11 protein-coding genes and 1 pseudogene are annotated in these 24,310 nt (G+C 72.1%); 9 read left to right on the top strand and 3 right to left on the bottom strand.

Annotated features, from left to right (window positions below; genetic code table 11):
- The 4 genes and pseudogenes from M4J07_RS35445 to M4J07_RS35430 form a co-directional block, all read left to right on the top strand.
- Window positions 1-1,343: type I polyketide synthase (locus M4J07_RS35445; protein ID WP_255978937.1), on the top strand; the 1,343-nt coding region annotated here is incomplete at its 5' end.
- A 171-nt stretch (window positions 1,344-1,514) separates the two neighbouring features.
- Window positions 1,515-7,958, top strand: a pseudogene (locus tag M4J07_RS35440) (type I polyketide synthase); the annotation flags it as partial.
- Window positions 7,959-7,963: 5 nt separating this feature from the next.
- Window positions 7,964-11,107: a type I polyketide synthase gene (locus M4J07_RS35435; protein ID WP_255978933.1), complete on the top strand. Its 3,144-nt coding sequence runs from the start codon at window positions 7,964-7,966 to the stop codon at window positions 11,105-11,107.
- Window positions 11,108-11,199: 92 nt separating this feature from the next.
- Entirely contained in the window at window positions 11,200-14,418 is a 3,219-nt protein-coding gene (locus M4J07_RS35430) for a condensation domain-containing protein (protein ID WP_308284802.1), read from the top strand.
- Window positions 14,419-14,445: 27 nt separating this feature from the next.
- On the opposite strand, the gene M4J07_RS35425 is transcribed toward M4J07_RS35430, so the two are convergent.
- The 3 genes from M4J07_RS35425 to M4J07_RS35415 form a co-directional block, all read right to left on the bottom strand.
- Window positions 14,446-15,222, bottom strand: coding sequence for a MerR family transcriptional regulator (locus M4J07_RS35425; RefSeq protein WP_255978929.1), 777 nt, complete (start codon window positions 15,220-15,222; stop codon window positions 14,446-14,448).
- A 4-nt stretch (window positions 15,223-15,226) separates the two neighbouring features.
- Complete coding sequence (locus tag M4J07_RS35420; RefSeq protein WP_255978927.1) at window positions 15,227-16,027, bottom strand: alpha/beta fold hydrolase; 801 nt, start codon at window positions 16,025-16,027, stop codon at window positions 15,227-15,229.
- A gap of 147 nt (window positions 16,028-16,174) precedes the next feature.
- The gene (locus M4J07_RS35415; protein WP_255978925.1) at window positions 16,175-18,439 is read right to left on the bottom strand and encodes an MMPL family transporter; all 2,265 of its coding nucleotides are present in this window, start codon (window positions 18,437-18,439) and stop codon (window positions 16,175-16,177) included.
- Between the two features lie 434 nt (window positions 18,440-18,873).
- Here M4J07_RS35415 and M4J07_RS35410 point away from each other — a divergent pair, with 434 nt between their 5' ends.
- The 5 genes from M4J07_RS35410 to M4J07_RS35390 all read left to right on the top strand — a co-directional run bounded on the left by M4J07_RS35410 (window position 18,874) and on the right by M4J07_RS35390 (window position 24,025).
- Window positions 18,874-20,031, top strand: a complete 1,158-nt coding sequence (locus tag M4J07_RS35410; protein ID WP_255978923.1) for an acyltransferase family protein — start codon at window positions 18,874-18,876, stop codon at window positions 20,029-20,031.
- Window positions 20,032-20,238: 207 nt separating this feature from the next.
- The gene (locus M4J07_RS35405; protein ID WP_255978921.1) at window positions 20,239-20,907 is read left to right on the top strand and encodes a DUF4097 family beta strand repeat-containing protein; all 669 of its coding nucleotides are present in this window, start codon (window positions 20,239-20,241) and stop codon (window positions 20,905-20,907) included.
- A 28-nt stretch (window positions 20,908-20,935) separates the two neighbouring features.
- The gene (locus M4J07_RS35400) at window positions 20,936-21,919 is read left to right on the top strand and encodes an ATP-binding cassette domain-containing protein (RefSeq protein ID WP_255978919.1); all 984 of its coding nucleotides are present in this window, start codon (window positions 20,936-20,938) and stop codon (window positions 21,917-21,919) included.
- Complete coding sequence (locus M4J07_RS35395) at window positions 21,916-22,692, top strand: ABC transporter permease (protein ID WP_255978917.1); 777 nt, start codon at window positions 21,916-21,918, stop codon at window positions 22,690-22,692. Before M4J07_RS35400 ends, M4J07_RS35395 begins: the two co-directional genes overlap by 4 nt.
- Window positions 22,693-22,945: 253 nt before the next feature.
- Window positions 22,946-24,025: a protein kinase family protein gene (locus M4J07_RS35390; protein ID WP_255978939.1), complete on the top strand. Its 1,080-nt coding sequence runs from the start codon at window positions 22,946-22,948 to the stop codon at window positions 24,023-24,025.
- Window positions 24,026-24,310 lie beyond the last annotated feature (285 nt).

The raw sequence follows: 24,310 nt of genomic DNA, 5'->3' as shown, positions 1-24,310 counted from the left end.
TGATCACCGGCGGCACCGGCGGCCTGGGTGCCCTCCTCGCCCGGCACCTCGTCGAACGGCACGGAGTGCGCAGCCTCGTCCTGACCAGCAGGCGCGGACCGGCGGCCCCCGGCGCGGCGGACCTGCGCGCCGAACTCAGCGCGGCAGGCGCCCGGGCCGAGGTCGTGGCCTGCGACGTCACGGACCGCGCGTCCGTCGCCGAGGTGCTCGCCGCGATGCCGCCCGAGCGGCCGCTGACGGCGGTGATCCACTGCGCGGGCGTGCTCGACGACGGCGTCGTCGCGGCGCTGACCGGGGACCGCCTGGACACGGTCCTCGCCCCGAAGGTGCGCGGCGCCTGGCACCTGCACGAACTGACCGCACACCTCGGCCTCTCCGCGTTCGTCCTGTTCTCCTCGGTCGCGGGCGTCGTGGGCACGGCCGGACAGGCCAACTACGCGGCGGCCAACGCGTTCCTCGACGGCCTCGCCGAAGCACGCGGCGCCGCCGGGCTCCCGGCCCGCTCCCTGTGCTGGGGCCTGTGGGCGGAGCGCAGCGAGATGATCGCCGACATCGGCGAGGAGGACGTCGCACGCCTGCGCCGGCAGGGCGTGCTGCCGCTGCCGACGCGCCGGGGGCTCGCCCTCTTCGACGCGGCGATCACCCGGGACGAACCGGTCCTGGTGCCCGCGCTGCTCGACCTCCCGGCCCCCGGCCTGCCGCAGGCCGACCGCCCGGCCTCGCCGCTCCTGCGCGGACTGCTCGGCACACCCACGGGCCCCGCCGCCGACCCGGCGGCCCCCGGGCCGGCCGACGCCGGACTCGCGGAACGGCTCAGGTCGTTGCCGCCCGGCGAGGCGGAGACCGTGCTGCTCGACGCCGTACGGGCGCAGACCGCCCTCGTCCTCGGCCACTCCGGCGGCGCACGGATCGGGTCCACCGCCACCTTCAAGGAACTGGGCATCAACTCGCTCACGGCGCTCGACCTGCGCAACCGGCTGGCGGCGGCGACCGGCCGCACCCTGCCCGCCACCCTCGTCTTCGACCACCCGAACCCGCGCGCCCTCGCACAGTTCCTGAACACCGGCGGCACCCAGGGATCCGGCGCCGAAGGACCCGGCGCCGCACCCCGGTCCCCGGCCGATCACCTGGCCGCGGAGATCGAAGGCCTCGGCGCCCGCATCGAGGACGCGTTCCATGACCTCGCCGATGAGGACAAGGCCGCCCTGTCCACGCTGCTCGGCGAGGTGCAGGGCAGGGTCCGCTCGATGGTGGGCGAGGGATCACCGGTCGCCCTCGTCGACCGGATCAGTTCGGCCTCGGCGGGAGAGCTCCTCTCGCTCCTGGACAAAGAGCTCGGCTAGGGGAGAGCGATGACCAACGACAACAACGCCGAGGTTCTCGACTACCTCAAGCGGACCTCGATCGAGCTCATCGAGACCCGCAAGCGCCTGAAGGAAGTGACGGACGCCGCGGCCGAACCCGTCGCCGTGGTCGGCGTCGCCTGCCGGTTCCCGGGCGGCGCGGCGTCCCCCGAGGAGCTGTGGGAGCTGGTGCGCAGCGGCACGGACGCCGTGTCGGCGTTCCCCGACGACCGCAACTGGGACCTGGCGGAACTCGCCGACCCGGACCAGGACCGGCCGGGCAGCTGCCGCACCGGCTCGGGCGGATTCCTGTACGACGCGGGTGACTTCGACGCCGAGTTCTTCGGGATCAGCCCGCGCGAGGCGCTCGCCGCCGACCCGCAGCAGCGCCTCCTCCTGGAGACCTCCTGGGAGTCCCTGGAGCGCGCCGGCATCGACCCGGCGACCCTGCGCGGCAGCAGCACCGGCGTGTTCGCCGGCCTCGCCTACTTCGGCTACGGCAACCACTTCTCCACGCCCGAGGCCATCTCCGGCTACGCCCAGACCGGTTCCCTGCTGAGCGTGGCGTCCGGCCGCGTGGCGTACACGCTGGGTCTCGAAGGTCCGGCGCTCTCGACGGACACCGCGTGCTCGTCGTCGCTCGTGGCCGTGCACCAGGCGGTGCAGTCGCTGCGCCAGGACGAGTGCGGGCTCGCCCTGGCCGGCGGCGTCACCGTCATGGCGATGCCGCAGGTGTTCCGGGAGTTCTCGCGGCAGCGGGGTCTGTCGGAGGACGGGCGTTGCAAGGCGTTCGCGGAGGCGGCGGACGGTACGGGCTTCGCCGAGGGCGTCGGCGTACTGGTCCTGGAGCGGCTGTCGGACGCGCGGCGCAACGGCCGCCGGATCTGGGCGGTCATCCGCGGCTCCGCGATCAACCAGGACGGCGCGTCCAACGGCCTGACCGCGCCCAGCGGTCCCGCCCAACAGCGCGTGATCCGCGCCGCGCTGGCGAACGCCCGGCTCCAGGCGGACGACGTCGACGTGGTCGAGGCGCACGGCACCGGCACCACCCTGGGCGACCCCATCGAGGCGCAGGCCCTGCTGGCGACGTACGGGCAGGACCGCGATCCTCAACGGCCCTTGTGGCTCGGCTCGTTGAAGTCGAACACCGGTCATACGCAGGCGGCGGCAGGTGTTGGCGGCATCATCAAGATGATCATGGCGATGCGGCACGGTGTCATGCCGAAGACGCTGCACGTGGACCGCCCCTCCACGCACGTGGACTGGTCGTCCGGTTCGGTGCGGCTGCTGACCGAGGCCAGGGAGTGGCCGGACGCGCCGGAACGCCCCCGCCGCGCCGGCATCTCCAGCTTCGGAGCCAGCGGCACGAACGCCCACCTCATCCTGGAACAGCCCCCCGAGGCCGAGCCGGATCCGCACCATGTGGGTGAAGTCCCGTCCGTGGAAGGCGAGTTGGTGCCCTGGGTCCTCTCGGCACGGTCGGAGCGCGCGCTGCGGGCCCAGGCGGCGAAACTCCGCGCCTTCGCCGCGGCCGACGACGACCTCGACGTCGCCGACATCGGCTGGTCGCTGACGTCGAGCCGCTCCCACCTCGACCACCGCGCGGTCGTCCACGGCCGCGACCGGGACGAACTCCTCAGCGCGCTGGCCACGCTCGCCGACGGCACGGAGAACGCCGCCGTCGTCCGCGGCGTCGCAGGCGAGCCCGCCGGAACCGTCTTCATGTTCCCCGGACAGGGCTCGCCCTGGGCCGGAGCCGCCCGCGAGCTGTACGACACCTTCCCCGTCTTCGCGCAGAGCCTCGACGAGACCTGCGCACACTTCGACACGCACCTCCCCTTCGCCCTGAAGCCCCTCCTCCTCGCCGACGAGCCCGCACAGCGCGACCGCACGGACATCGCGCAGCCCGCCCTGTTCGCCCTCCAGGTCGCCCTGTACCGGCTCATGGCCCGGTACTTCCCCCGGCCCGACCGCCTGATCGGCCACTCCGTCGGCGAGATCGCCGCCGCCCACGTCTCCGGAGTCCTCGGCCTCGACACCGCGACCCGCCTCGTGGCCGCCCGCGGACGGACCATGCAGACGGTCACCGAGCCCGGCGCCATGCTCGCCGTCCGCGCCTCCGAAGCCCACGTGGTCCCCCTGCTCGACGCGTACGACCGGGTCGGCATCGCCGCCGTCAACGGCCCGGAGTCCGTCGTCGTCTCGGGCGCGCGCGACCAGGTCCACGCGATCCGCGACCTGCTCGTCGCCGACGGCACCTCGGCGAAGCTCCTCGCCGTCGACCACGCCTTCCACTCCCCGCTGATGGACCCGGTCCTGGACGAGTTCGCCGCCGCGCTCGGCGAACTCCCCACGGGTGAGCTGACGATCCCGGTCGTCTCGACCAGGCTCGGCCGCCCGGCCACGCTCCGGGAGCTGACGTCCGTGGAGCACTGGGTGCGCCACGTCCGCGAACCCGTCCGCTTCCACGACGCCGTCGAGTGCGCCCGGGAGGCCGGCGCGGACGTCTTCATCGAGGTCGGGCCGGGCTCGACGCTCGCGAGCATCACCCAGGACACCTTCGCCGCCGAGGGCCCGCACGACACCGTCGTCGTGTCGTCGGCGCGGCGGGACCGCGGGCCGGTCAGGGCGCTGGCCGCCGCGCTCGCCCAGCTGCACGTCCGGGGCGCGTCCGTGCACTGGGACGCGGTGTTCGGACCGCGCCGACAGGTGGACCTGCCGACGTACGCGTTCCAGCGGCAGCGCTACTGGATGGACTTCATCGCCGGGCAGGACACGGCGGACGTCGCCGCCGCCGGCCTGTCGGCCCCCGGCCACCCGCTGCTCGGCGCCGCGGTGGACCGTCCCGGCACCGACGAGGTGGTGTTCACCGGCCTGTGGTCGCTGCGCACCCACGACTGGCTGGCCGACCACACCGTGTTCGGCGCGGTCGTCGTCCCGGCCACGGCCCACCTGGACCTCGCCCTGTCGGTGGGCGACCGCGTCGGATGCGCAGCGGTCGAGGAACTCTCCCTGGAAGTGCCCCTGATCCTGCCCGACACGGGCGAGGTCCAGGTCCGGGTCGTCGTCGGCGCACCCGACGAGACCGGCCGCCGCGCCCTGGAGGTGCACGCCCGCCCCGCCGGCGACAGCCCCACAGCGGACGGCTGGACCCGGCACGCACAGGGCACCCTGGCACCGGACGCCCCGCGGACCGGCGACCCGCACGCGCGCGGCGCCCGCCCACCGGCCGGCGCGACCCCGCTCGCCATCGACGGCCTCTACGACTCCTTCGCCGACGCGGGCTTCGACTACGGCCCCGCGTTCCGCGGACTGCGCGAGGTCCGGCGGCACGGCGACGACCTCTACGCCCTCGCCACCCTGCCGGAGGACGTCCAGGGCACGACGGGCAGCGGATTCGCCCTGCATCCGGCACTGCTCGACACCGTCCTGCACGCGGCGGTGGCCGGCGGCGTCATCGAGGTGACGGGCGAGCAGGGCTGGATGCCCTTCGCCTGGTCCGGGGCCGCCCTGACCGGCGTGTGCGGCCCGACCGTACGGGTCAGGCTCTCCCCGGTCGGCGAGGGCGCCGTGTCGCTGACGATCGCCGACGAGGAGGGCCGCGGCACCGCGCACGTCGAGACCCTGACGTTCCGGCCCGCGAGGCCCGACCAGGTGCGCCCGGCACAGCCGCTCTACGCGGTGGAATGGCGCCCGGCCCCACCAGGCGGTCAGTCAACTCCCGCTGTCTCGTGGGAAGTTGTGGGAGCGGACAGGGGTCTGGCCGCCCGGCTCGCCGAGACCGGCGGCGAGAACGTCACGCGCGCCGCCTCCCTCGACGAGGCCTCTGGGGAGCAGGCCCCCCGGCATCTCGTCCTGTGCGTGGACGACACCGCCCCCGCCGACCCCACCGCGCCGGCTTCCGACACCGACCGCGACCTGCTGGCCGAAGTGGGCGACACCGACAAGTACGTACTGGACCGGATCCAGCGGTTCCTCGCCGACGAGACGCTCGCCGGAACAACGCTGTCCGTGCTGACCCGCCGCGCCCTCTCCACCCGTGCGGGCGAGGGCGTGGACAGCCTCCCCGGAGCCTCCGTGTGGGGCCTGGTCCGGTCCGCGCAGACCGAGCACCCCGGCAGGTTCCGGCTCCTGGACATCGACGACGACGAGACGTCCTGGGCACGGATCCCGGACGCGCTCGCCCTCGCCGAGGACCAACTGGCGCTGCGCGGCGGCACGTTCCTCGTCCCCCGCCTCGCCCCCGCCCCGCCCGCCGACCAGCGGATCGAACCGCCCACGGACGGCCCGCACCGGCTCGGCATCCCGAACAAGGGAACCCTGGAGAACCTGACCTGGGTGCCCTGCCCCGAGGTCACCGAGCCCCTGACCAGCGGACAGGTCCGCATCGCCGTACAGGCCGCCGGGCTCAACTTCCGTGACGTCACCATCGCGCTGGGCCTCGTCGACCGCACCGCCATCGACGCCGGACTCGGCAGCGAGGGCGCCGGAGTCGTCCTCGACGTCGCGGACGACGTGACCCGGCTGGCCCCGGGCGACCGCGTCACCGGCATCTTCACCGGCGCCTTCGGCCGCGTCGCCGTCGCGGACCACCGCATGCTCATGCCGATCCCCGACGGGTGGAGCCACGCCGAGGCGGCGTCCGTGCCGACCACCTTCCTCACCGCGTACCACGGGCTCTTCCACGTCGCGAAGCTCGAGAAGGGGCAGCGGGTCCTCATCCACGCCGCGGCGGGCGGCGTCGGCATGGCCGCCGTACAACTGGCCCGGCACGCCGGCGCCGAGATCTACGCGACCGCGAGCCCGGCCAAGTGGCCCGCCCTGCGCGCCCTCGGGATCGACGACGACCACCTCGCCTCCTCCCGCGACCTGGAGTTCGCCCGGAAGTTCCTCGCCACATCGGACGGCCACGGCATGGACGTCGTCCTGAACTCCCTCGCCCACACCTTCGTCGACGCCTCACTGACGCTGCTGCCCCGGGGCGGCGCCTTCGTCGAGATGGGCAAGACCGACATCCGCGAGCCGCGGCGCGTGGCGGCCGACCACCCCGGCGTCGCCTACGAGGCCTTCGACCTCTACGAGGCGGGACCCGAGGCGATCCACGCCATGTTCCGGACCGTGATGGAGCTGTTCGACGAAGGACAGGTGCGGCTGAACCCGGTCGCCGTCCGCGACGTCCGCGACGCGCGCGCCACGTTCCGCGAGATGAGCCAGGGCCGCCACACCGGCAAGCTCGTGCTCGACGTGGGCGGCGGCTTCGGCGGCGGCACCGTCCTCGTCACCGGCGGCACCGGCGGCGTGGGCTCCCTCGTGGCCCGCCACCTCGTCACCGAGCACGGCGTACGCAGCCTGGTCCTGGCCGGCCGCCGGGGAGCGGCGGCCGACGGGGCGCCCGAACTGGTCGCCGAACTGACCGGCGCGGGCGCGGAGGTGAAGGTCGTGGCCTGCGACGTCGCGGACCGGACCGCCCTGGCCGCGCTCCTCGCGGACCTGCCCGCGCGGTACCCGCTCACCGCCGTCGTGCACGCGGCCGGCGTCCTGGCCGACGGCACCGTCGAGTCCCTGACCCCCGAGAGCCTCGACCACGTCCTGCACGCCAAGGCGGGCGGCGCCGTCAACCTGCACGAACTGACCAGGGACCGGCCCCTGTCGGCGTTCGTCGCGTTCTCCGCCCTCGCGGGCACGCTCGGCAACGGCGGCCAGGCGAACTACGCGGCGGCCAACGCCTTCCTGGACGGACTGGCCGCCCACCGCAGGGCGTCCGGGCTGCCCGGCACCTCGCTGGCCTGGGGCTGGTGGGAACAGAGCAGCGGCATGACCGGGACCCTGGACGACACCGACCTGTCCCGGCTGCGCCGCATGGGCATCGCCGCGATGCCGACACCCGAGGCCCTCGCCCTGTTCGACGCGGCGTGCGCCGCCGACGCACCGGTCCTCGTCCCCGCCCGCGTGGACGTCACCGCCCTGCGGAACAAGGCCGTGGACGACGTACCGCTCCTCCTGCGCGACCTCGCCACCACCGGCAGGACCCGCCGCACCGAGCCGGCCACGCCCCGGGACGAAGGCCCCGGCCTGACCGCCCGGCTCGCCGCCCTGCCCGCCGACGAAGCGGCGGCAGCCGTCCTCGACTGGGTCCGCGACCAGGTAGCCGTCGTGCTCGGCCACCCCTCCGGCGCGGCCGTCGACGCCGGCCAGACCTTCACCCAGCTCGGCTTCGACTCGCTGACCTCGGTCGAACTCTGCAACCGCCTGGCCGCCGCGACCGGACTGCGGCTGCCGTCCACCCTCGTCTTCAACCACCCGACCCCCCACGAGATGGGCGAGCACCTGCACGGCCTGCTGCGCCCCGCACCCGACCCGGACCCGGCCTGCACCGCCGGAACCGCCGAGACCGCCGAGGATTCAGCGATCCGCGAGGCCCTGCGCCACGTATCGATCGAGGGCCTGCGGCGCGCGGGCCTCCTGGACCTGGTCCTGGCCTGCGCCGACACGCCCCCGACGGACGACAGCGGACGGACCCCTGACACCGGCGCCGACCTGGACGTGACCGCGGACGAACTGTCGGACCTCGACCTGGACGCACTGGTCGACCTGGCCCTGGACGAGAAGAGGTAGTGACCATGACCAACTCCGCGGATCGCACGGCGGACGGCGCGGACCGGGTCCAGCGGGCGCTGCGCACACTCATCGAGGAGCGCGACCGCCTCCGCCAGGAGAACGACGCCCTGAAGGCCGGCCGCGGCGAGCCGATCGCCGTGATCGCCATGGCCTGCCGCTACCCCGGCGGCGTGGCCACCCCCGAGGACCTGTGGGACATGCTCCGCGAGGGCCGCGACGCCGTGGACACCTTCCCCACGGACCGCGGCTGGCGCGACGTCTACGACCCGGACCCCGACACCGTCGGCCACTCGTACACCCGGCACGGCGGCTTCCTGACCGACGCGGCCGCCTTCGACGCGGGCTTCTTCGGCATCAGCCCGCGCGAGGCCCTCGCCATCGACCCGCACCACCGCCTCCTCCTGGAGACGTCGTGGGAGGCCTTCGAACGGGCGGGCATCGTCCCCGCCGACGTACGGGGCACCGACGTCGGCGTCTTCTCCGGCGTCAGCTCGTCCGAGTACGGATGGCGGTTCCTGGAGGCGGGACAGCGGGAACTGGAGGGCCACCTGCTGTACGGCAGCGCCCTGAGCGTCGCGTCCGGCCGCGTCGCCTACGAACTGGGCCTGACCGGGCCCGCCGTGTCGGTGGACACCGCCTGCTCGTCGTCGCTGGTGACCCTCCACATGGCGGCGCAGTCGCTGCGGGCGGGCGAGTGCTCGCTCGCCCTCGCGGGCGGCGCGTCGGTGATGGCGACGCCCTCGTTCTTCGTGGAGTTCTCCCGGCAGGGCGCCCTGTCCGCCGACGGCCGGTGCAAGGCCTTCGCCGACGGAGCCGACGGGACCGGCTGGGCCGAAGGCGTCGGCGTGCTCCTCCTGGAGCGGCTGTCCGACGCCCGGCGGGCCGGCCACCCGGTGCTCGCCGTCCTGCGCGGCTCCGCCGTCAACCAGGACGGGGCCAGCAACGGACTGACCGCGCCCAACGGCCGCGCCCAGGAGAACGTGATCCGCAAGGCCCTGGCGAACGCGGGCGTCGCCGCCGCCGACGTGGACCTGGTCGAGGCGCACGGCACCGGCACCACGCTGGGCGACCCCATCGAGGCGGGCGCCCTGCTCGCGACGTACGGACAGGACCGGGCGCCGGACCGGCCGCTCTGGCTGGGATCCCTGAAGTCGAACATCGGCCACTCCATGGCCGCCGCCGGCGTCGGCGGCGTCATCAAGTCCGTCCTGGCCCTGCGCCACGGGCACCTGCCCAAGACCCTCCACGTGGACACTCCCTCACGGCACGTCGACTGGTCGTCGGGCGACGTCGAACTCCTCGTCGAGGGACGGGAATGGACCAGGGCCGACGGGCCGCGACGGGCCGCCGTGTCGTCGTTCGGCGTCAGCGGCACCAACGCGCACGTGATCCTGGAAGAGGCACCGCCGCAGGAACCGGCGGAGCGGGTGGCCGAGGCCGTGACGGGCGGCCTCGTCCCCTGGGTGCTGTCGGGCAAGAACGCGGCGGCCCTGGAGCGCCAGGCCGCCAAGCTCCGCGACTTCGCCACCGCCCGCCCCGGCACCGATGCGGGCGACATCGCCGGTATCGCCGCCATCGGCGCGACCCTCGTGTCGGACCGGACGCGCTTCGAGCACCGCGCCGTCGTCCTGGGCCCCGACCGCGACGCACTGACGAACGGCCTGGCGGCGCTCGCCGGCGGCACCGAGTCCACCGCCGTGATCCGGGGTGTCGCGGGGAACCCCGGCCGGGTCGCCTTCATGTTCCCCGGCCAGGGCTCGCAGTGGGCCGGCATGGGCCGGCAACTGTATGACGCCTTCCCGGTGTTCGCGCAGTCCCTCGACGCGTGCGCGGACGCCCTCGCCGAGTGGGTCGACTGGTCCCTCCTCGACGTGCTGCGCGGCACCGAGGGGGCACCGACCCTCGACCGGGTGGACGTCGTGCAGCCCGCGCTGTTCTCCGTGATGGTGTCCCTGGCCGCGCTGTGGCGCTCCTGGGGCGTGGAACCCGCCGCGGTCGTCGGCCACAGCCAGGGCGAGATAGCCGCCGCCCACGTCTGTGGCGCCCTGTCCCTGCGCGACGCCACCAAGGTCGTGGCGCTGCGCAGCAAGGCCTTGGTGGACCTGATCGGCCACGGCGGCATGGCGTCGGTCGCCGAATCCGCGGACGTGGTGGCCCGGGCGCTCGCCCCGTGGAGCGACACGGTGAGCGTCGCCGTGGTCAACGGCCCTCGCTCCGTGGTGGTGTCCGGAGAACCGGACGCGCTCGACGAGTTCGTGGAGAAGATGAAGGCCGAAGGCGTCCAGGCGCGCAGGATCTCCGTCGACTACGCCTCCCACTCGCCCCACGTGACCCGCGTCCGCGACCAGGTGATCGACGCCCTGTCCGACATCAGCCCCCGGACGTCGACGCTGCCCTTCTGCTCCACTCTCTACGGCAAGGTCATCGACACCGCGGCACTGACCGGCGAGTACTGGTACGACAACCTGCGCGAACAGGTCCTCTTCGCCTCGTCCGTCCGGCAGCTGGCCGACGACGGACACCGGACGTTCATCGAGATGAGCCCGCACCCCGTCCTCACCGTCCCCGTGCAGGAGACCGTCGAGGACCTGGACGACGCGCTGGTCCTGTCGTCGGCCCGCCGCGACCGCGACGAGGTGGAGTCCCTCGTCGGCTCCCTGTCCCAGCTGTACGTGCGGGGCGGGACCGTGGACTGGGACGCCCTGTTCGGCCCCCGCCCCAAGGCGGATCTGCCGACGTACGCGTTCCAGCGGCAGCGGTTCTGGCTGAACTCCTCGCCCACCGCGGCCGCCGAGATCACCCCGGCCACGGAACCGCCCGCGGACGACGACCGGGCCGAACCCCTGCCGGAGCGGATCTCCGCCCTCCCCGACGACCAGGCGGAGCAACTCGTCCTCGACCACGTCCTGGAGAAGGTCGCCGTCGTCCTCGGCCACTCCTCCACCCAGTCCCTCGACCCCGACCAGGAGTTCAAGGAGATCGGCTTCGACTCCCTGCTCTCCGTCGAACTCAGCAAACGCCTCAGCGCGTCGACCGGACTCAGGCTGCGGGCGAACCTGGTGCTGCGCCACCCGTCCCCGCGCCGCATCGCCGGACACCTCGTGTCCGCCATGGCACGGCCCGGCGCACCCCGCACCGCCCCGTAGACCCGTCCCGCCGGCGGGACACCGCAAGCACCACAGCGGCCCGTCCCGCCGGCCACCCAGCTGTCTTGAACGGCTGATTCACTTCCCAGAAAGTGGAGGTGATCTGCGAATTCCCGCGATTCCCGCGGTTCCCGGACCTGTTCTCTGAGGGGTTGATCCGTGTGCGTTCGTTCAGTGCGTCGTCTGCGCATAAAGGACTGTGGCTGGCGGAGAAGGTGTCTCCCGACACGCTGAACCATGCGCTGACCATGTGGGACGTGGCCGGTGAACTCGACGCGGCCGTCATGGAATCCGCGTTCCTGCACGTGCTCGACGAAGCGGAAGTACTCCGCGTCACCTTCACCGACGACGGCAGTGGACTGCGGCTCACCCCGCGCGAACTGGGGGACTGGCGGCCCTTCCACCTGGACGTCAGCGCCGACACCGACCCCGAACAGGCCGCGCGCACCGCCCTGGCCGACCTGCTGCGCACACCGTTCGACCTGGAACGCGACCTGCTCTTCCGGCTCGGCGTGGTGAAACTCGCGGCGTCCCGCTCCCTCGTGGTGATCGCCTACCACCACCTCGTCTCGGACGGCTTCGGCACCGGCGGCCTGCTGTCGAAGCGCCTCGCCGAGGTGTACACGGCACTCGCCCGCGGACAGCAGGTACCGGAACTGCCCCACCCCTGGGACGTCGAGTCGTTCGCCGCCGAGACCGAGCAGTACACCGACTCCCCGACGTTCACCGAGGACACCGCGTTCTGGCGCGACTACCTGGCCGACGCGCCCCCGCCCGCCCAGGTCCCGCGCATCGCCCTGCCCGAAGCGACCCGGACCGCGCTCGCCGCACCGACGTGCGACGCCGACCGCTGGGGCGAACTGACCGAACCCATCGGCATGGTCAGCCGCACCCTGACCGTGCCGCGCGCCGAGGCGGACACCTGGACCGACGCCGCACAGACCCTGGGTGTCTGGATGTCCACGATGCTGACCTCGGCCGCCGCCGTCTACTTCCGGCACCGCTGCGACCGCCCCGACTTCCTGCTCTCCCTCGCCGTGGGCAACCGGGTCGGGGTCGCCAGCCGGACCCCAGGACTGGCCGTGAACGTCGTGCCCGTACGCGTACGGGTCCCGCTCGGCGCGACCTTCACCGAGATCGCCGACGCCATGGTCGACGAGACGTACGAGCTCTTCGGCCACACCGCCTGCCACTACTCGGACATCCAGCGCGCGAGCGACACCGCCCCCGGCGACCGCGGCAGCTTCGGCGCCGTCATGAACGTCGTCGACTTCGTCGAGCAGCTCCACTTCGCCGACAGCCCGGCGCGCTACCTCGGCGGAACGACCGGCGCCTTCGACGAACTGTCCATCGCCGTCTACAACGACGGCACCGCCGACAGCGACCTGTACCTCCGGCTCGACGCCCCCACCCGCCTGTACTCCCGGGCCGAACTCCACTTCATCGGCGCCGAGTTGATCGACCACGTCCGCGCCCTGGTGGCCGCCGACGACCGGCCGGTCGGCGCGCTGGACGTGCTGAGCGGCGCCGAGCGCGACCGCGTGCTGACCATGCCACCCACCACGGACACCACGGCGACACCGACGCCCGGCGAACTCTTCGCCCACCAGGTGCGGCGCGCCCCGGACGCCGTCGCCCTCGTGTCCGGCGACTCCACCGTCTCGTACCGCGAACTGGACGAGCGCTCGGACCGCGTCGCCGACGCGCTGCGCCGGCAGCACGTCGGACCCGAGACCGTCGTCGCCGTGGCGCTGCCCCGGTCGGTGGACCTGGCCGTCGCCCTGCTGGGCGTGGTGAAGACGGGCGGAGCCCACCTGCCGATCGACCCGGCGCTCCCCGCACCGCTGATCGCGGCGCGAATCGGCGATGGCGACACCCCGGCGCGCGCCCTGCTCACCGACACCACGACCGCCGGAACGCTCCCCGACGGCCTCCCGGTGCCGGTCCTGCTCCTCGACGCCCTCCCGCCGGACCACGACGACGCACCGCGGCCCCCCGTCCCGCCGCGGCCGGACCACCTCCTGGCCGTGCTGCCCGACGACCCCACAACACCCGGTGGCGCTACGGGAGTTGCCGTCACCCACGGCAACCTGACGCACCACGTCACGGACCGGCACTGGCAGGACGCGGCCCGGGGCACCGTCCTGTGGCACGCACCCCACACCTCCGACACCCTCGCCCTCGACCTGTGGGCACCCCTCCTGAACGGTGGCCGCGTGGTGGTCGCCCCGCCCGGCGACCTCGACGTGGACGCGCTGACCCGGGCCCGCGCGGCCCACGACATCACCGCGGTATGGCTGCCCGCCGGCCTGTTCACGACCATCGCGGCACAGCGCCCCGACCACCTCGCAGGACTGCACACCGTCTGGACCGGCGGCGACCGCGTCCCCGCCGCCGCACTGCGCCGCGTACAGGAAGCCTGCCCCGGCCTGACGACCGTCGACACGAACGCCCCGACCGCCGAAACCGCCCTCTACGTCCTGGGCCCGGGCCTCGCGCCCGTCCCCGTCGGTGTCACCGGAGAGCTGTACGTGGCCGGGCCCGCCGTACCCCGCGGCTGCCCCGGGAGCCCCGCACGGACCGCGGAACGCTTCGTGCCCTGCCCGTTCGGACCGGCCGGCGCCCTCATGCGGCGGACCGGCGACCGGGTGCGCAGGGACGCCGACGGCCGGCTCACCCACGTGGGCCGCACCGACGCCCACATCGACGTCCGGGGCGTCCGCGTCGAACCGGCCGAGGTCGAGGAGGCACTGGCCGAACACACCGGCCTCGCCCAGTCGGTGGTCGTCGCCAGGGACGACGCCTCCGGACAGCACCGACTGGTGGCCTACGTCGTCCCGGCCCTTTCAGGAGCACCGGCCGAACCGGCCCGACTGGCAGAAGAAATGCGCCGGTTCGCCGCGGCCCGGCTCCCGGAGCCCATGGTGCCCACGGTGATCACCGTCCTCGACCGCCTGCCGATGACGTCGGACGGACGAGTGGACCGGGCGGCGCTGCCGCAGCCCGCCTTCGACGACGGCACGTACCGGGCCCCGCGCAACGACACCGAGCGGGCCCTGGCCGCGGCCTTCGCCGACGTCCTCGAACTCGACCGGGTCGGCATCGACGAGGACTTCTTCGACCTCGGCGGCAACTCGCTGCGCGCCATCAGGCTCGTCGGCCTGATCCGCACGGAACTCAACCAAGAGGTGTCGATCCGGCGGTTGTTCGCCGCCCGCACCGTCATCGCCCTCTCCGATATGTGGCAGGACCTCGCCCGCTCCAGCCGGCCCACGCTGCGCCGCAGGACGAAGGAGGGCGCCGTCCTCTGACCCGGCAGAACCCTCCACCCGCCCCGGTCACTGGTGCGGGATGTCGACGCCGACCGCCCGCAGATGCGCCTCCAGCAGCTCGTTCAGGCGGGCGGCGGCCGGCGCCTGGTCCTCCCGGTGATGGTTGATCAGGCCGTAGCGGGTGGCGGCGTCCGGCCGCGCCTCGAACTCGGCGGGCATCGCCAGCAGCTCGCGGTCGGCCAGCAGCTTCGCCGCCAGGGCGGCGGCGAGCTCGTCGAGCCGCGGGTCGTCCGGATCCCACGACTCGGCGTCCCGGCAGCGCTTCATCAACGCCACGTACTGCGGATCGCCGAGCCCGCGCTCCAACTGGGCCAGGAAACTGTCGAAGACCTCCGGCACCAGTGCACGGGCCAGTATCAGGGCCTCCTCCTGAAGGGCCACGTAATCGGCGCCGAAACCGAGCTCGGCCATCAGGTCAAGGGCCGCACAGGCCCGCTCGGGCAGCAGCAGGCGGTCACCCGCGGCGAGCCGGCGCAGCACCGTGCGGCGCGCGGTCAGCTCCGCGATCCGGTCGGTGAGCCGACGCTCCACGTCGTCCAGGGCGGCGGCGAACCGCTCGGGACCGGCGTCGAGCAGCCCTCCGATCTCCGCCAGCGGCACGCCCGCGCCCGCGAGCGTGCGGACCTGCACAAGGCGCACCATGTCGGGCGATCCGTACCGCCGGTAGCCGGACCGGTCCCGTTCCGGTTCGTCGACCAGGCCGAGGCGGTGGTAGTGGCGCACGGTCTTCACCGTGACGCCGGCGAACGCGGCGACCTGACCGATCGTGAGTCCGTACACCATGCGCTCAGCCGGTCCCCTGGTCGTGGGCGGCCGCGATCTCGCGGACCGCGTCCGCGACCGCGCGGAAGTCCTTGCGCAGGATCTTCGAGTGGTTGCTCGCCACCTTCGCGCTCACCTCGATGTTCGGGTTCCGGGCGAGCACGGGATCGAGCGAGGCCCGCATCCGTTCCATCTCCTCCTCGCCCCCGCCGAGACTGGCCCCCGTGGCGAGGACGTACCGCACCGGGCAGGGCACCCGGTCCAGGACCGGTCCGATGGAGGCGTTGAGCTCGTTCGCCTCGATGTTGATCTCGGCGTGCTGGTCGGCACTCATCCGCGCGGCCAGGCCGAACGGGCGCAGCAGCGGCAGCAGCAACCGCATCCGCCGGAACAGCCGCCGGATCCGGACCCTGCCGTCCTCGCCGGTCAGCCCGTACGGTACGGCGCCGTCCACGCACACCACCCCGAGGACCCGGTCCGGATTCCGGCCGGCCCAGTGCACCGCGAGCGCCGCGCCGTAGGACCAGCCGACGAGCAGCGGCCGTTCCGCACCGGTCGCCGCCACGACGGCGTCGATGTCCCGGAGGCACGCCTCGAAGGAGTAGTCCGCCGACCGCCTGGAGCGGCCGCGGGCCCGCTCGTCGAAGGTGATGTGCCGCCAGCCGGGGCCGAGTTCGCCGATCACCGGCCGCCAGGGCCGTTGATCGGCGTAGGAGCCGTTCAGATAGACGACGGCCCGGCCGGGGCCGCGGGTGTCGGTGACGGCCAGGGCCGTGTCGTCGACGGGGACCATGCCGGTCCGGGGCGAGAGAGCTGAACTGGTCATACGAGCAGCGTCCACCCTGCCCTTGGGTCAAGGTCAACCCAGGACATTCGGCCGAGTCGTGCCCCAGAGGCAGGGTGGGATCTGTTCAGTTATCCGCTGCTTTGACCGCTACGAGCGCCCGCGACGCCATGGGGCGCGGGGGCGCCCTCAGTGCACGAGGTCCTGCTCGTGCTCCGACCGGCTCCCCGGCACCTGTGCGGTTGCGGGCCGCAGCCGCCGCTGCAGCTTCTCGCCCTCGACGTCGACGTTCGGCAGCAGCCGGTCGAGCCACTTCGGCAGCCACCAGGCCGCGTCACCGAGCAGCGAGTGCACGGCGGGCACGATCACCATGCGGACCACGAAGGCGTCGAACAGGACGGCTGAGGCGAGACCGAAGCCCATCATCTTCACCAGGTCGTTGACCTCGACGACGAAGCCCGAGAAGACGCTGATCATGATGAGGGCGGCGGCCGCGACCACCCGTCCGCTGTGCCGGAAACCGGTGACTACGGCGTCCTTCGCCGAGGCGCCGTGGACGTACGCCTCACGCATCCGCGTGACCAGGAAGACCTCGTAGTCCATGGCCAGACCGAAGACCACACCGATCATGAAGATCGGCATCGTCGTCATGATCGGCCCCGGCTGCTCGATCCCGAAGACGTCCTTCGCCCAGCCCCACTGGAACACCGCGACCACCGCGCCGAGCGCCGCGCTCACCGAGAGCAGGAAGCCGAGGGCCGCCTTGAGCGGCACCAGGACCGAGCGGAACACCAGGATCAGCAGCAGGAAGGCCAGACCGACCACCAGGCCCAGGTAGGGCAGCAGCGCGTCGGACAGGGTTTCCGAGAAGTCGATGAACAGCGCGGTCTGGCCGGTCACCAGGATCTCGGTGGCGCCCGCGGACGCCTTGAGCGACGTGGCCTTCGCGCGGATGTCCTTGACCAGCTGCTCGGTGGTGGCGTCGGTCGGGCCGGTCTTCGGGACGACGGAGAGGATCGCGGTGTCGCCCGCCTTGTTCGGCGTGGCCGCGGACACCGAGTCGACGCCCGCGGTGTTCTTGAGCGCCGCGCCGACCTCGTCGCCGGCGGCGGCCGCGTCACGGCCCTCGACCGTCACGGTCAGCGGGCCGTTGAAGCCGGGCCCGAAGGAGTCGGACAGCAGGTCGTACGCCTTGCGCTGGGTGGTGTCGGTCGCCATCGTGCCCTCGCCGGGCAGCCCCAGCTCCAGTTTGGTGGCGGGCAGCGCGAGCGCGCCGAGACCGACCACGGCGAGCAGGAGCACGCCCAGTGGGCGACGGACCACGAACGCGGCCCAGCGGGTGGCCAGATTCGGCCTGGTGCGCGCCGCCAGCTTCGCGGCCTTCGCCTCGGACCTGGCCTGCTTGCGCGCCGACAGCGGCTTCTTGACCTTGACGAGGTGGCGGTCCGCGACCCGCAGCACGCGGCGCGGCGCGAAGCCGAGCAGGGCCGGCACGAAGGTGACCGCGATCAGCACGGCGACGGCGACCGTACCCGCCGCGGCGAGACCCATCTTGGTGAGGACCGGGATGTCGACGACCGCGAGACCGGCCAGCGCGATGATGACCGTGAGTCCGGCGAAGACGACGGCCGAACCGGCCGTGCCCGTCGCGCGGCCCGCGGCCTCCGCCGGCTCGTGGCCCTCGGCGATCTCGGCACGGTAGCGGGACACCACGAACAGGGCGTAGTCGATGCCGACCGCGAGGCCGATCATCATCGCCAGCGTCGACGTCGTCGCGGACAGCCCGAGCGTGGAGCCGAGCGCGGCGATCGCGGACGTACCGACACCCACCCCGATCAGGGCGGTCAGCAACGGCATCCCGGCGGCGATCAGCGAACCGAAAGTGAGGAACAGGACGAGGGCCGACAGCAGCACACCGATCTGCTCGCCGGTGCCGGACATGGCCGCGTCGACCGCGACCGCGTCACCGCCCGCCTCCACGGTCAGCCCGCCGTCACGGGCCCGGTCGGCCGCCGCGGTGAGCGCGTCGTGCGCCTTGTCGGTGAGGTCGGGCGCGGTGACCTTGTACGTCACCACGGCATAGGCCGTCCGGCCGTCCGCACTGATCGAGCGGGCCGCGAACGGATCGGCGACGCCCGCCACCTGGGGCGCCCGCCCCAGCTCGCCGACGAGCTCGCCGATCGCCGCCTTCTCGTCGGCGATCTTCTTGCCCTCCGGCGCGCGGATCACCATACGGGCGGTGGCACCGTCGGCGGAGGCGGCGGGGAACTTCTTCTCGAGCAGGTCGAACGCCTTCTGCGACTCGGTGCCCGGCATCGAGAACTGCTCGGTCGGCGGGGCGGGCGCCGCCGAGGCCGCGGCACCGACGCCACAGACGATCAGGACCCACAGCAGGGTGACGAGGCCGCGCCGCCGGAAGGCGAAGCGGCCGAGTTTGTACAGGAAGGTAGCCACAGGAAACCGCGCTTCCATCGAGTGGGGGGTGAGCGGGACACACGTGCGGCCGACCGCCCGGGCGCGAAGGTCCGGCGGACGGCTCGGCCAGGTACACACGGTGGCCCAAGGCGCGGTCAAAGGGCCGAATCCTCCGGGGAGTTGGAACCACCCCTCAAGCGGACCTCCAGAAGCGACCGACACCCGGCGGCACTTGACCTGCCGTCAGGACAGGCTCCGGCACCGCCCCTCGCCGCCGGGGAGCGCGGCGCGCCGCACCAGCCGTAATCGACCACACCCCATGTGGCGCTCCAGCCGCCCCTGAGACCGTCCACCCGAGGGCCACCACCCACGCAAGCTCCCCCCACGAGCGCCCTTGCACCGGCGCGAGACCAGGGCTCAAGGCCACTGGTCCGCTCCCGCACGACCTCACCCGACCAGCGCCCAGGAGTGCCATGTCCGTCCAAGAGCTCATCCGCGAAAGACCGAGCGCCGTCCAGGCCGAGAAGATCCGCTTCCGCCCGGACATCCAGGCACTGCGCGCCCTGGCCGTGGGACTCGTCGTCTTCCACCACCTGTGGCCGACCGTACTCACCGGCGGCTTCGTCGGAGTCGACGCCTTCTTCGTCCTCTCCGGCTACATCATCAGTGCCCAGCTGATCCACGAGCTCAACGGCACCGGCCGCATCCGGATCGCGGACTTCTACGCACGGCGCGTACGCCGCCTGCTGCCCGCCGCCCTTCTCGTCCTGACCAGCGTCGTCGTCGCGGTGCACGCCCTCGCCTCGCAGGACCGCTGGGGCGACCACGCCCGCCAGGTGCTGGCCAGCGCCCTGTACGGACAGAACTGGCTGCTCGGCGCCGAACCCGTCGACCCGTACAAGGTCACCGCCGTGGCGCACTTCTGGTCGCTGTCGGTCGAGGAGCAGTTCTACCTCGTGTGGCCGCTGCTCCTGCTGTTCCTGTTCAAGCTGCGCGCCCCGTGGGCCCGCATCGCCGCCACGACGGGCCTGGGGCTCGTCTCGCTGCTCTGGTGCGTCCGCCTCACCGAGTCCGACCCCGCCGCGGCGTACTTCGTCACCCAGGTCCGGGTGTGGGAGTTCGCGATCGGCGCCGTCATCGCTCTGGCCGGCACCCGGCTCGCCCTGCCCAAGGCCCTGTCCACCGCGGCTCTCCTCGCCGGCCTCGCGCTGCTCGTGGGCTCGGCCGTGCACTACACAGGACTTACGCCCTACCCCGGAGCCGCGGCGCTCCTCCCGACCCTGGGCGCGGGCCTGATCATCGTCGCGGGCACCGCGCCCGGCCGCCGGTGGCACACCGCGGTGACCTCGTCGAAGCCGGTCCAGCTCCTCGGCGACATCAGCTACTCGCTCTACCTCTGGCACTGGCCGCTGCTCATCCTGATGCCGCTCGCGGTGTCCGGGGGAGTGCTGGACACGCCGGTGCGGCTGGGAGTCCTGGTGACCGCACTGGTCCTCGCGTACCTCTCCAAGCGCTTCGTCGAGGACCCGGTCCGCCGCTGGTCCGTGCTGACCGGCAGCACGCGGCTGACGTTCGCCGCGATGGTGCTCGGCCTGGCCGTGGTCGGTCTGGCGGTCGCCGCCCTGCTATAGCGTTCACCTCCATATCATTGCAACGACTGGTCAACGCAATCGTTGCGTTAGCCGTGAAGCCGTTGCAACGACTTTCCTCTATTCGCCTGCGGTTATGGCGATTTGACGCAACGAGGCTGTTGCTGGATCAGTGAATGCAACGTAGTGTTTCTCTCATCGGAAAGAGCGGGCCGGAAGGGGCACGCACCACCGGAGAAGGAGAGCACGATGCAGAAGTTCGACACTCCCGCCCCCGTCTCGGCCGTCCTCGACATCCCCGCCGGCCGCATCCAGCTCATCGCCGCCGACCGCACCGACACCACCGTCGAGATCCTGCCCGCCAACCCCGCCAAGGGCCGCGACGTCAAGGCCGCCGAGCAGGTCGAGGTCGCCTACGCCGACGGAGTCCTGCACGTCCGGGCCCCCCAGCCCAAGAACCAGCTCCTCGGCAGCACCGGCTCCGTCGAGGTCACCGTCCAACTGCCCACCGGCTCCCGCGTCGAGGCGAAGGCCGCCGCCGCCGAATTCCGCGGCGTGGGACGCCTCGGCGACGTCGCCGTCGACGGCGGCCACGGCCTCGTCAAGCTCGACGAGACCGACAGCGCCCACCTCACCGGCCACGACGCCGACATCACCATCGGCCGCCTCAACGGCCCCGGCGAGATCACCACCCAGCGCGGCAACCTGAACATCACCGAGGCCACCCGCGGCACCCTCAAGCTCACCACCCAGATGGGCAACATCACCGTCGGAGCGGCCCACGGCATCTCCGCCACCCTCGACGCCGGCACCTCACACGGCCGCATCCACAACTCGCTGAAGAACTCCGACGACACCCCCGGACTGACGATCCACGCCACCACCTCCCAGGGCGACATCGCCGCCCGCAGCCTCTGACCCGCACCGCCCTCGAAGGAGCATCCCCATGACCAACCTGGCCATCGCGGCGCACGGGCTGCGCAAGTCCTACGGGGACAAGACCGTCCTCGACGGCATCGACCTCACCGTCGAGGAAGGCACCGTCTTCGCCCTGCTCGGCCCCAACGGCGCCGGCAAGACCACCGCCGTCAAGATCCTCTCCACCCTCGTCTCCCCGGACCCGGCAACAGGCCCCATCCAGGTCGGCGGCCACGACCTCGCCACCCAGGCACAGTCGGCCCGCGCCGCGATCGGCGTCACCGGCCAGTTCTCCGCCGTCGACGGCCTGATCACCGGCGAGGAGAACATGCTCCTCATGGCCGACCTCCACCACCTCCCCAAGGAGGAAGGCCGCCGCATCACCGCGGAACTCCTGGCCCGCTTCGACCTCACCGAGGCCGCCAAGAAGCCCGCCTCCACCTACTCCGGCGGTATGAAGCGCCGCCTCGACATCGCCATGACGCTGGTCGGCAGCCCCCGGATCATCTTCCTCGACGAGCCGACCACCGGCCTGGACCCCCGCTCCCGGCACAACATGTGGGGCATCATCCGCGAGCTCGTCACCGGCGGAGTCACCGTCTTCCTCACCACCCAGTACCTCGAAGAGGCCGATGAACTCGCCGACCGCATCGCCGTGCTGAACAACGGCAAGATCGCCGCCGAAGGCACCGCCGACGAACTCAAGCGCCTCATCCCCGGCGGCCACGTCCGACTCCGCTTCACCGACCCACAGGCCTACCAGTCCGCGGCCACCGGCACCCTCCACGAAGCCACCCGCGACGACGAAGCCCTCACCCTCCAGGTCCCCAGCGACGGCAGCCAGCGCGAACTCCGCCGGATCCTCGACCAGCTGGACGCCGCCGGCATCGAGGCCGACGAACTCACCGTCCACACCCCCGACCTCGACGACGTCTTCTTCGCCCTCACCAGCACCACCACTGTTCCCGACCAGCCGATCCAGCAGACCCAGCAGAAGGAGGCCGTGCGATGAGCTCCCTGTCCCTCGCCGTCCGTGACTCGTCCACGATGCTGCGCCGCAACCTCCTGCACGCCCGGCGCTACCCCTCACTCACCCTGAACCTGCTGCTCACCCCGGTCATGCTGCTCCTGCTCTTCGTGTACATCTTCGGAGACGCCATGAGCGGCGGAGCAGGCCGCGACGCCTACATCGCCTACATCGTCCCCGGCATCCTCCTGATGACCATCGGCTCCACCACCATCGGCACCGCGGTCTCCGTCTCCACGGACATGAGCGAAGGCATCATCGCCCGCTTCCGCACCATGGCCATCCACCGCAGCTCCATCCTGTTCGGACACGTCGTCGGCAGCGTCCTGCAGACCCTCATCAGCGTCATCCTCGTCGGCGCCGTCGGCGTGGCCATGGGCTTCCGCTCCACCGACGCCACCGTCCTTGAATGGCTCGCCGCCTTCGGCCTCCTCGCCCTGGTCGCCCTCGCCTTCACCTGGATCGCCGTCGGCATGGGCCTGGGCAGCCCCACCGCCGAAGCAGCCAGCAACAACGCCATGCCGCTGATCCTGCTCCCCCTCATCTCCAGCGCCTTCGTCCCGCTCGACTCGATGCCCGGCTGGTTCCAGCCGATCGCCGAGTACCAGCCCTTCACCCCCGCCATCGAGACCCTGCGCGGCCTGCTCCTCGGCACCGAGATCGGCAACAACTGGTGGATCGCCCTCGCCTGGTGCATCGCCCTCACCGCACTCGGCTACCGCTGGTCCAAGGCCCAGTTCAACAGCGACCCCAAGTAGCCAAAACGACGCAGGCACCCCCCTCCCCTGCGTCTTCCACGGCGGCGTACACCGACCCAAAGTCGGTGTACGCCGCCACACTTGTGTCTGGGGCGCTTCGTACGGAGATCGATTGGGGTACCTGCCATGGCGGCGCGGTGCTCAGCACGGCGTGAGAGGGTGGCTCGCAGGCCACGTCCGTGTGGTCGCTGAGGTCGAGGTGGCTACCCGCGAGGCGGGCGCCTCGCTGGAGGCGTACGTGGAGAGCCCTGCCCTGTCCTACGGTGATCGCCTGGCCGCTCACGATGCCGTGTCCACGATGCTGACACGGTGCAGCGATCAGGAACTGCGCGATGCCGTGGACGCAGCTCCAGCGATCGGTTCCGGAATCGGCGGAAAGACAGTCCTGCTGGAGGTCGGCGGAACCCCCGTCTTCGTCAAGCAGATCAGGCTGACCGACCTGGAGCGACGCCCGGAGAACGTCCACTCCACGGCGAACGTGTTCGCACTACCCGTCTTCTGTCACTACGGCATCGGCCGGATCGGCAGCCCGGGGTTCGGGGCCTGGCGCGAGCTGGCCGTGCACGAGATGACGACGAACTGGGTGCTCGCGGGCGACTACGAAGGTTTCCCCCTGATGTACCACTGGCGGGTACTGCCAGACCATGGCCGACCGCTTCCCGAGGAACTGGCCGATGTGGAACGGTCCGCCGCCTACTGGGGAGGCGGGGCAGAAATCCGCGACCGGCTCAAGGCCCTGCGACAGTCGACGGCGAGCATCACGCTGTTCCTCGAGTACATCCCGCAGAACCTGCACGACTGGCTGGGCGCCCAGATGGGGGCCGGTGATGAGGCGGCCGAGCAGGCCTGCGCCATGGTGGAGAAGGAACTTCAAGCCGGCATCACGTTCATGAACGCGCATGATCTGCTGCACTTCGACGCCCACTTCGAGAACATCCTGACCGACGGCCAACAACTCTTCTTCGCCGACTACGGCCTCGCGATCTCCTCCCACTTCCAACTCGCCCAGGACGAGACCGACTTCTTCGCCCACCACCACACCTACGACCGGTACTACGCCGTCACGCACCTGGTGAACTGGCTGGCCGTCACCCTGTACGGCTACGAACCCGACGAACGCAGAGCCTTTGTACGCACCTGCGCCAAGGAGAAGCCCACCACCGACATGCCCGCGGCGGTCGCGGAAGTCATGGCCCGTCACGCGCCGATCGCTGAGGTGATGGGCGACTTCTCTCGCCGATTCCAGCAGACGAGCCGAGCAGTTCCGTACCCGCTGGAGGAGCTCCGCCGGATCGGTGGGCGGGGTGGTCCAGCCGATCGTGTGGAGTGCTAGGCGTAGCCACAGACGCATCTCCAGACCATAATTCATCTGGCCTCAAAAAAATGACACACATAAGAAGCCGGCAAGTGTCTTCACTGCGGCCAGATGTGACAGTCGTGAGGACTCTGTTCAACGCAAACCCTGCAAGCCACCCTTCCGACTGAGCAGCTGCGTCTTCAGTGGGTCCGCGCGGAGCGTGGACCCACAGGCCGGATCGCGGAGCGATCCGAGCCGTCAGCAATGCGGAGCATTGCTGACATGACGTCACGGAGTGACGTCAACTCCACGACGGAGTCG

It is taken from the genome of Streptomyces longispororuber (genome assembly GCF_024448165.1).
In the GTDB taxonomy this organism is placed as follows: domain Bacteria; phylum Actinomycetota; class Actinomycetes; order Streptomycetales; family Streptomycetaceae; genus Streptomyces; species Streptomyces longispororuber_A.
This window is presented reverse-complemented; position numbering and strand designations above follow the sequence as displayed.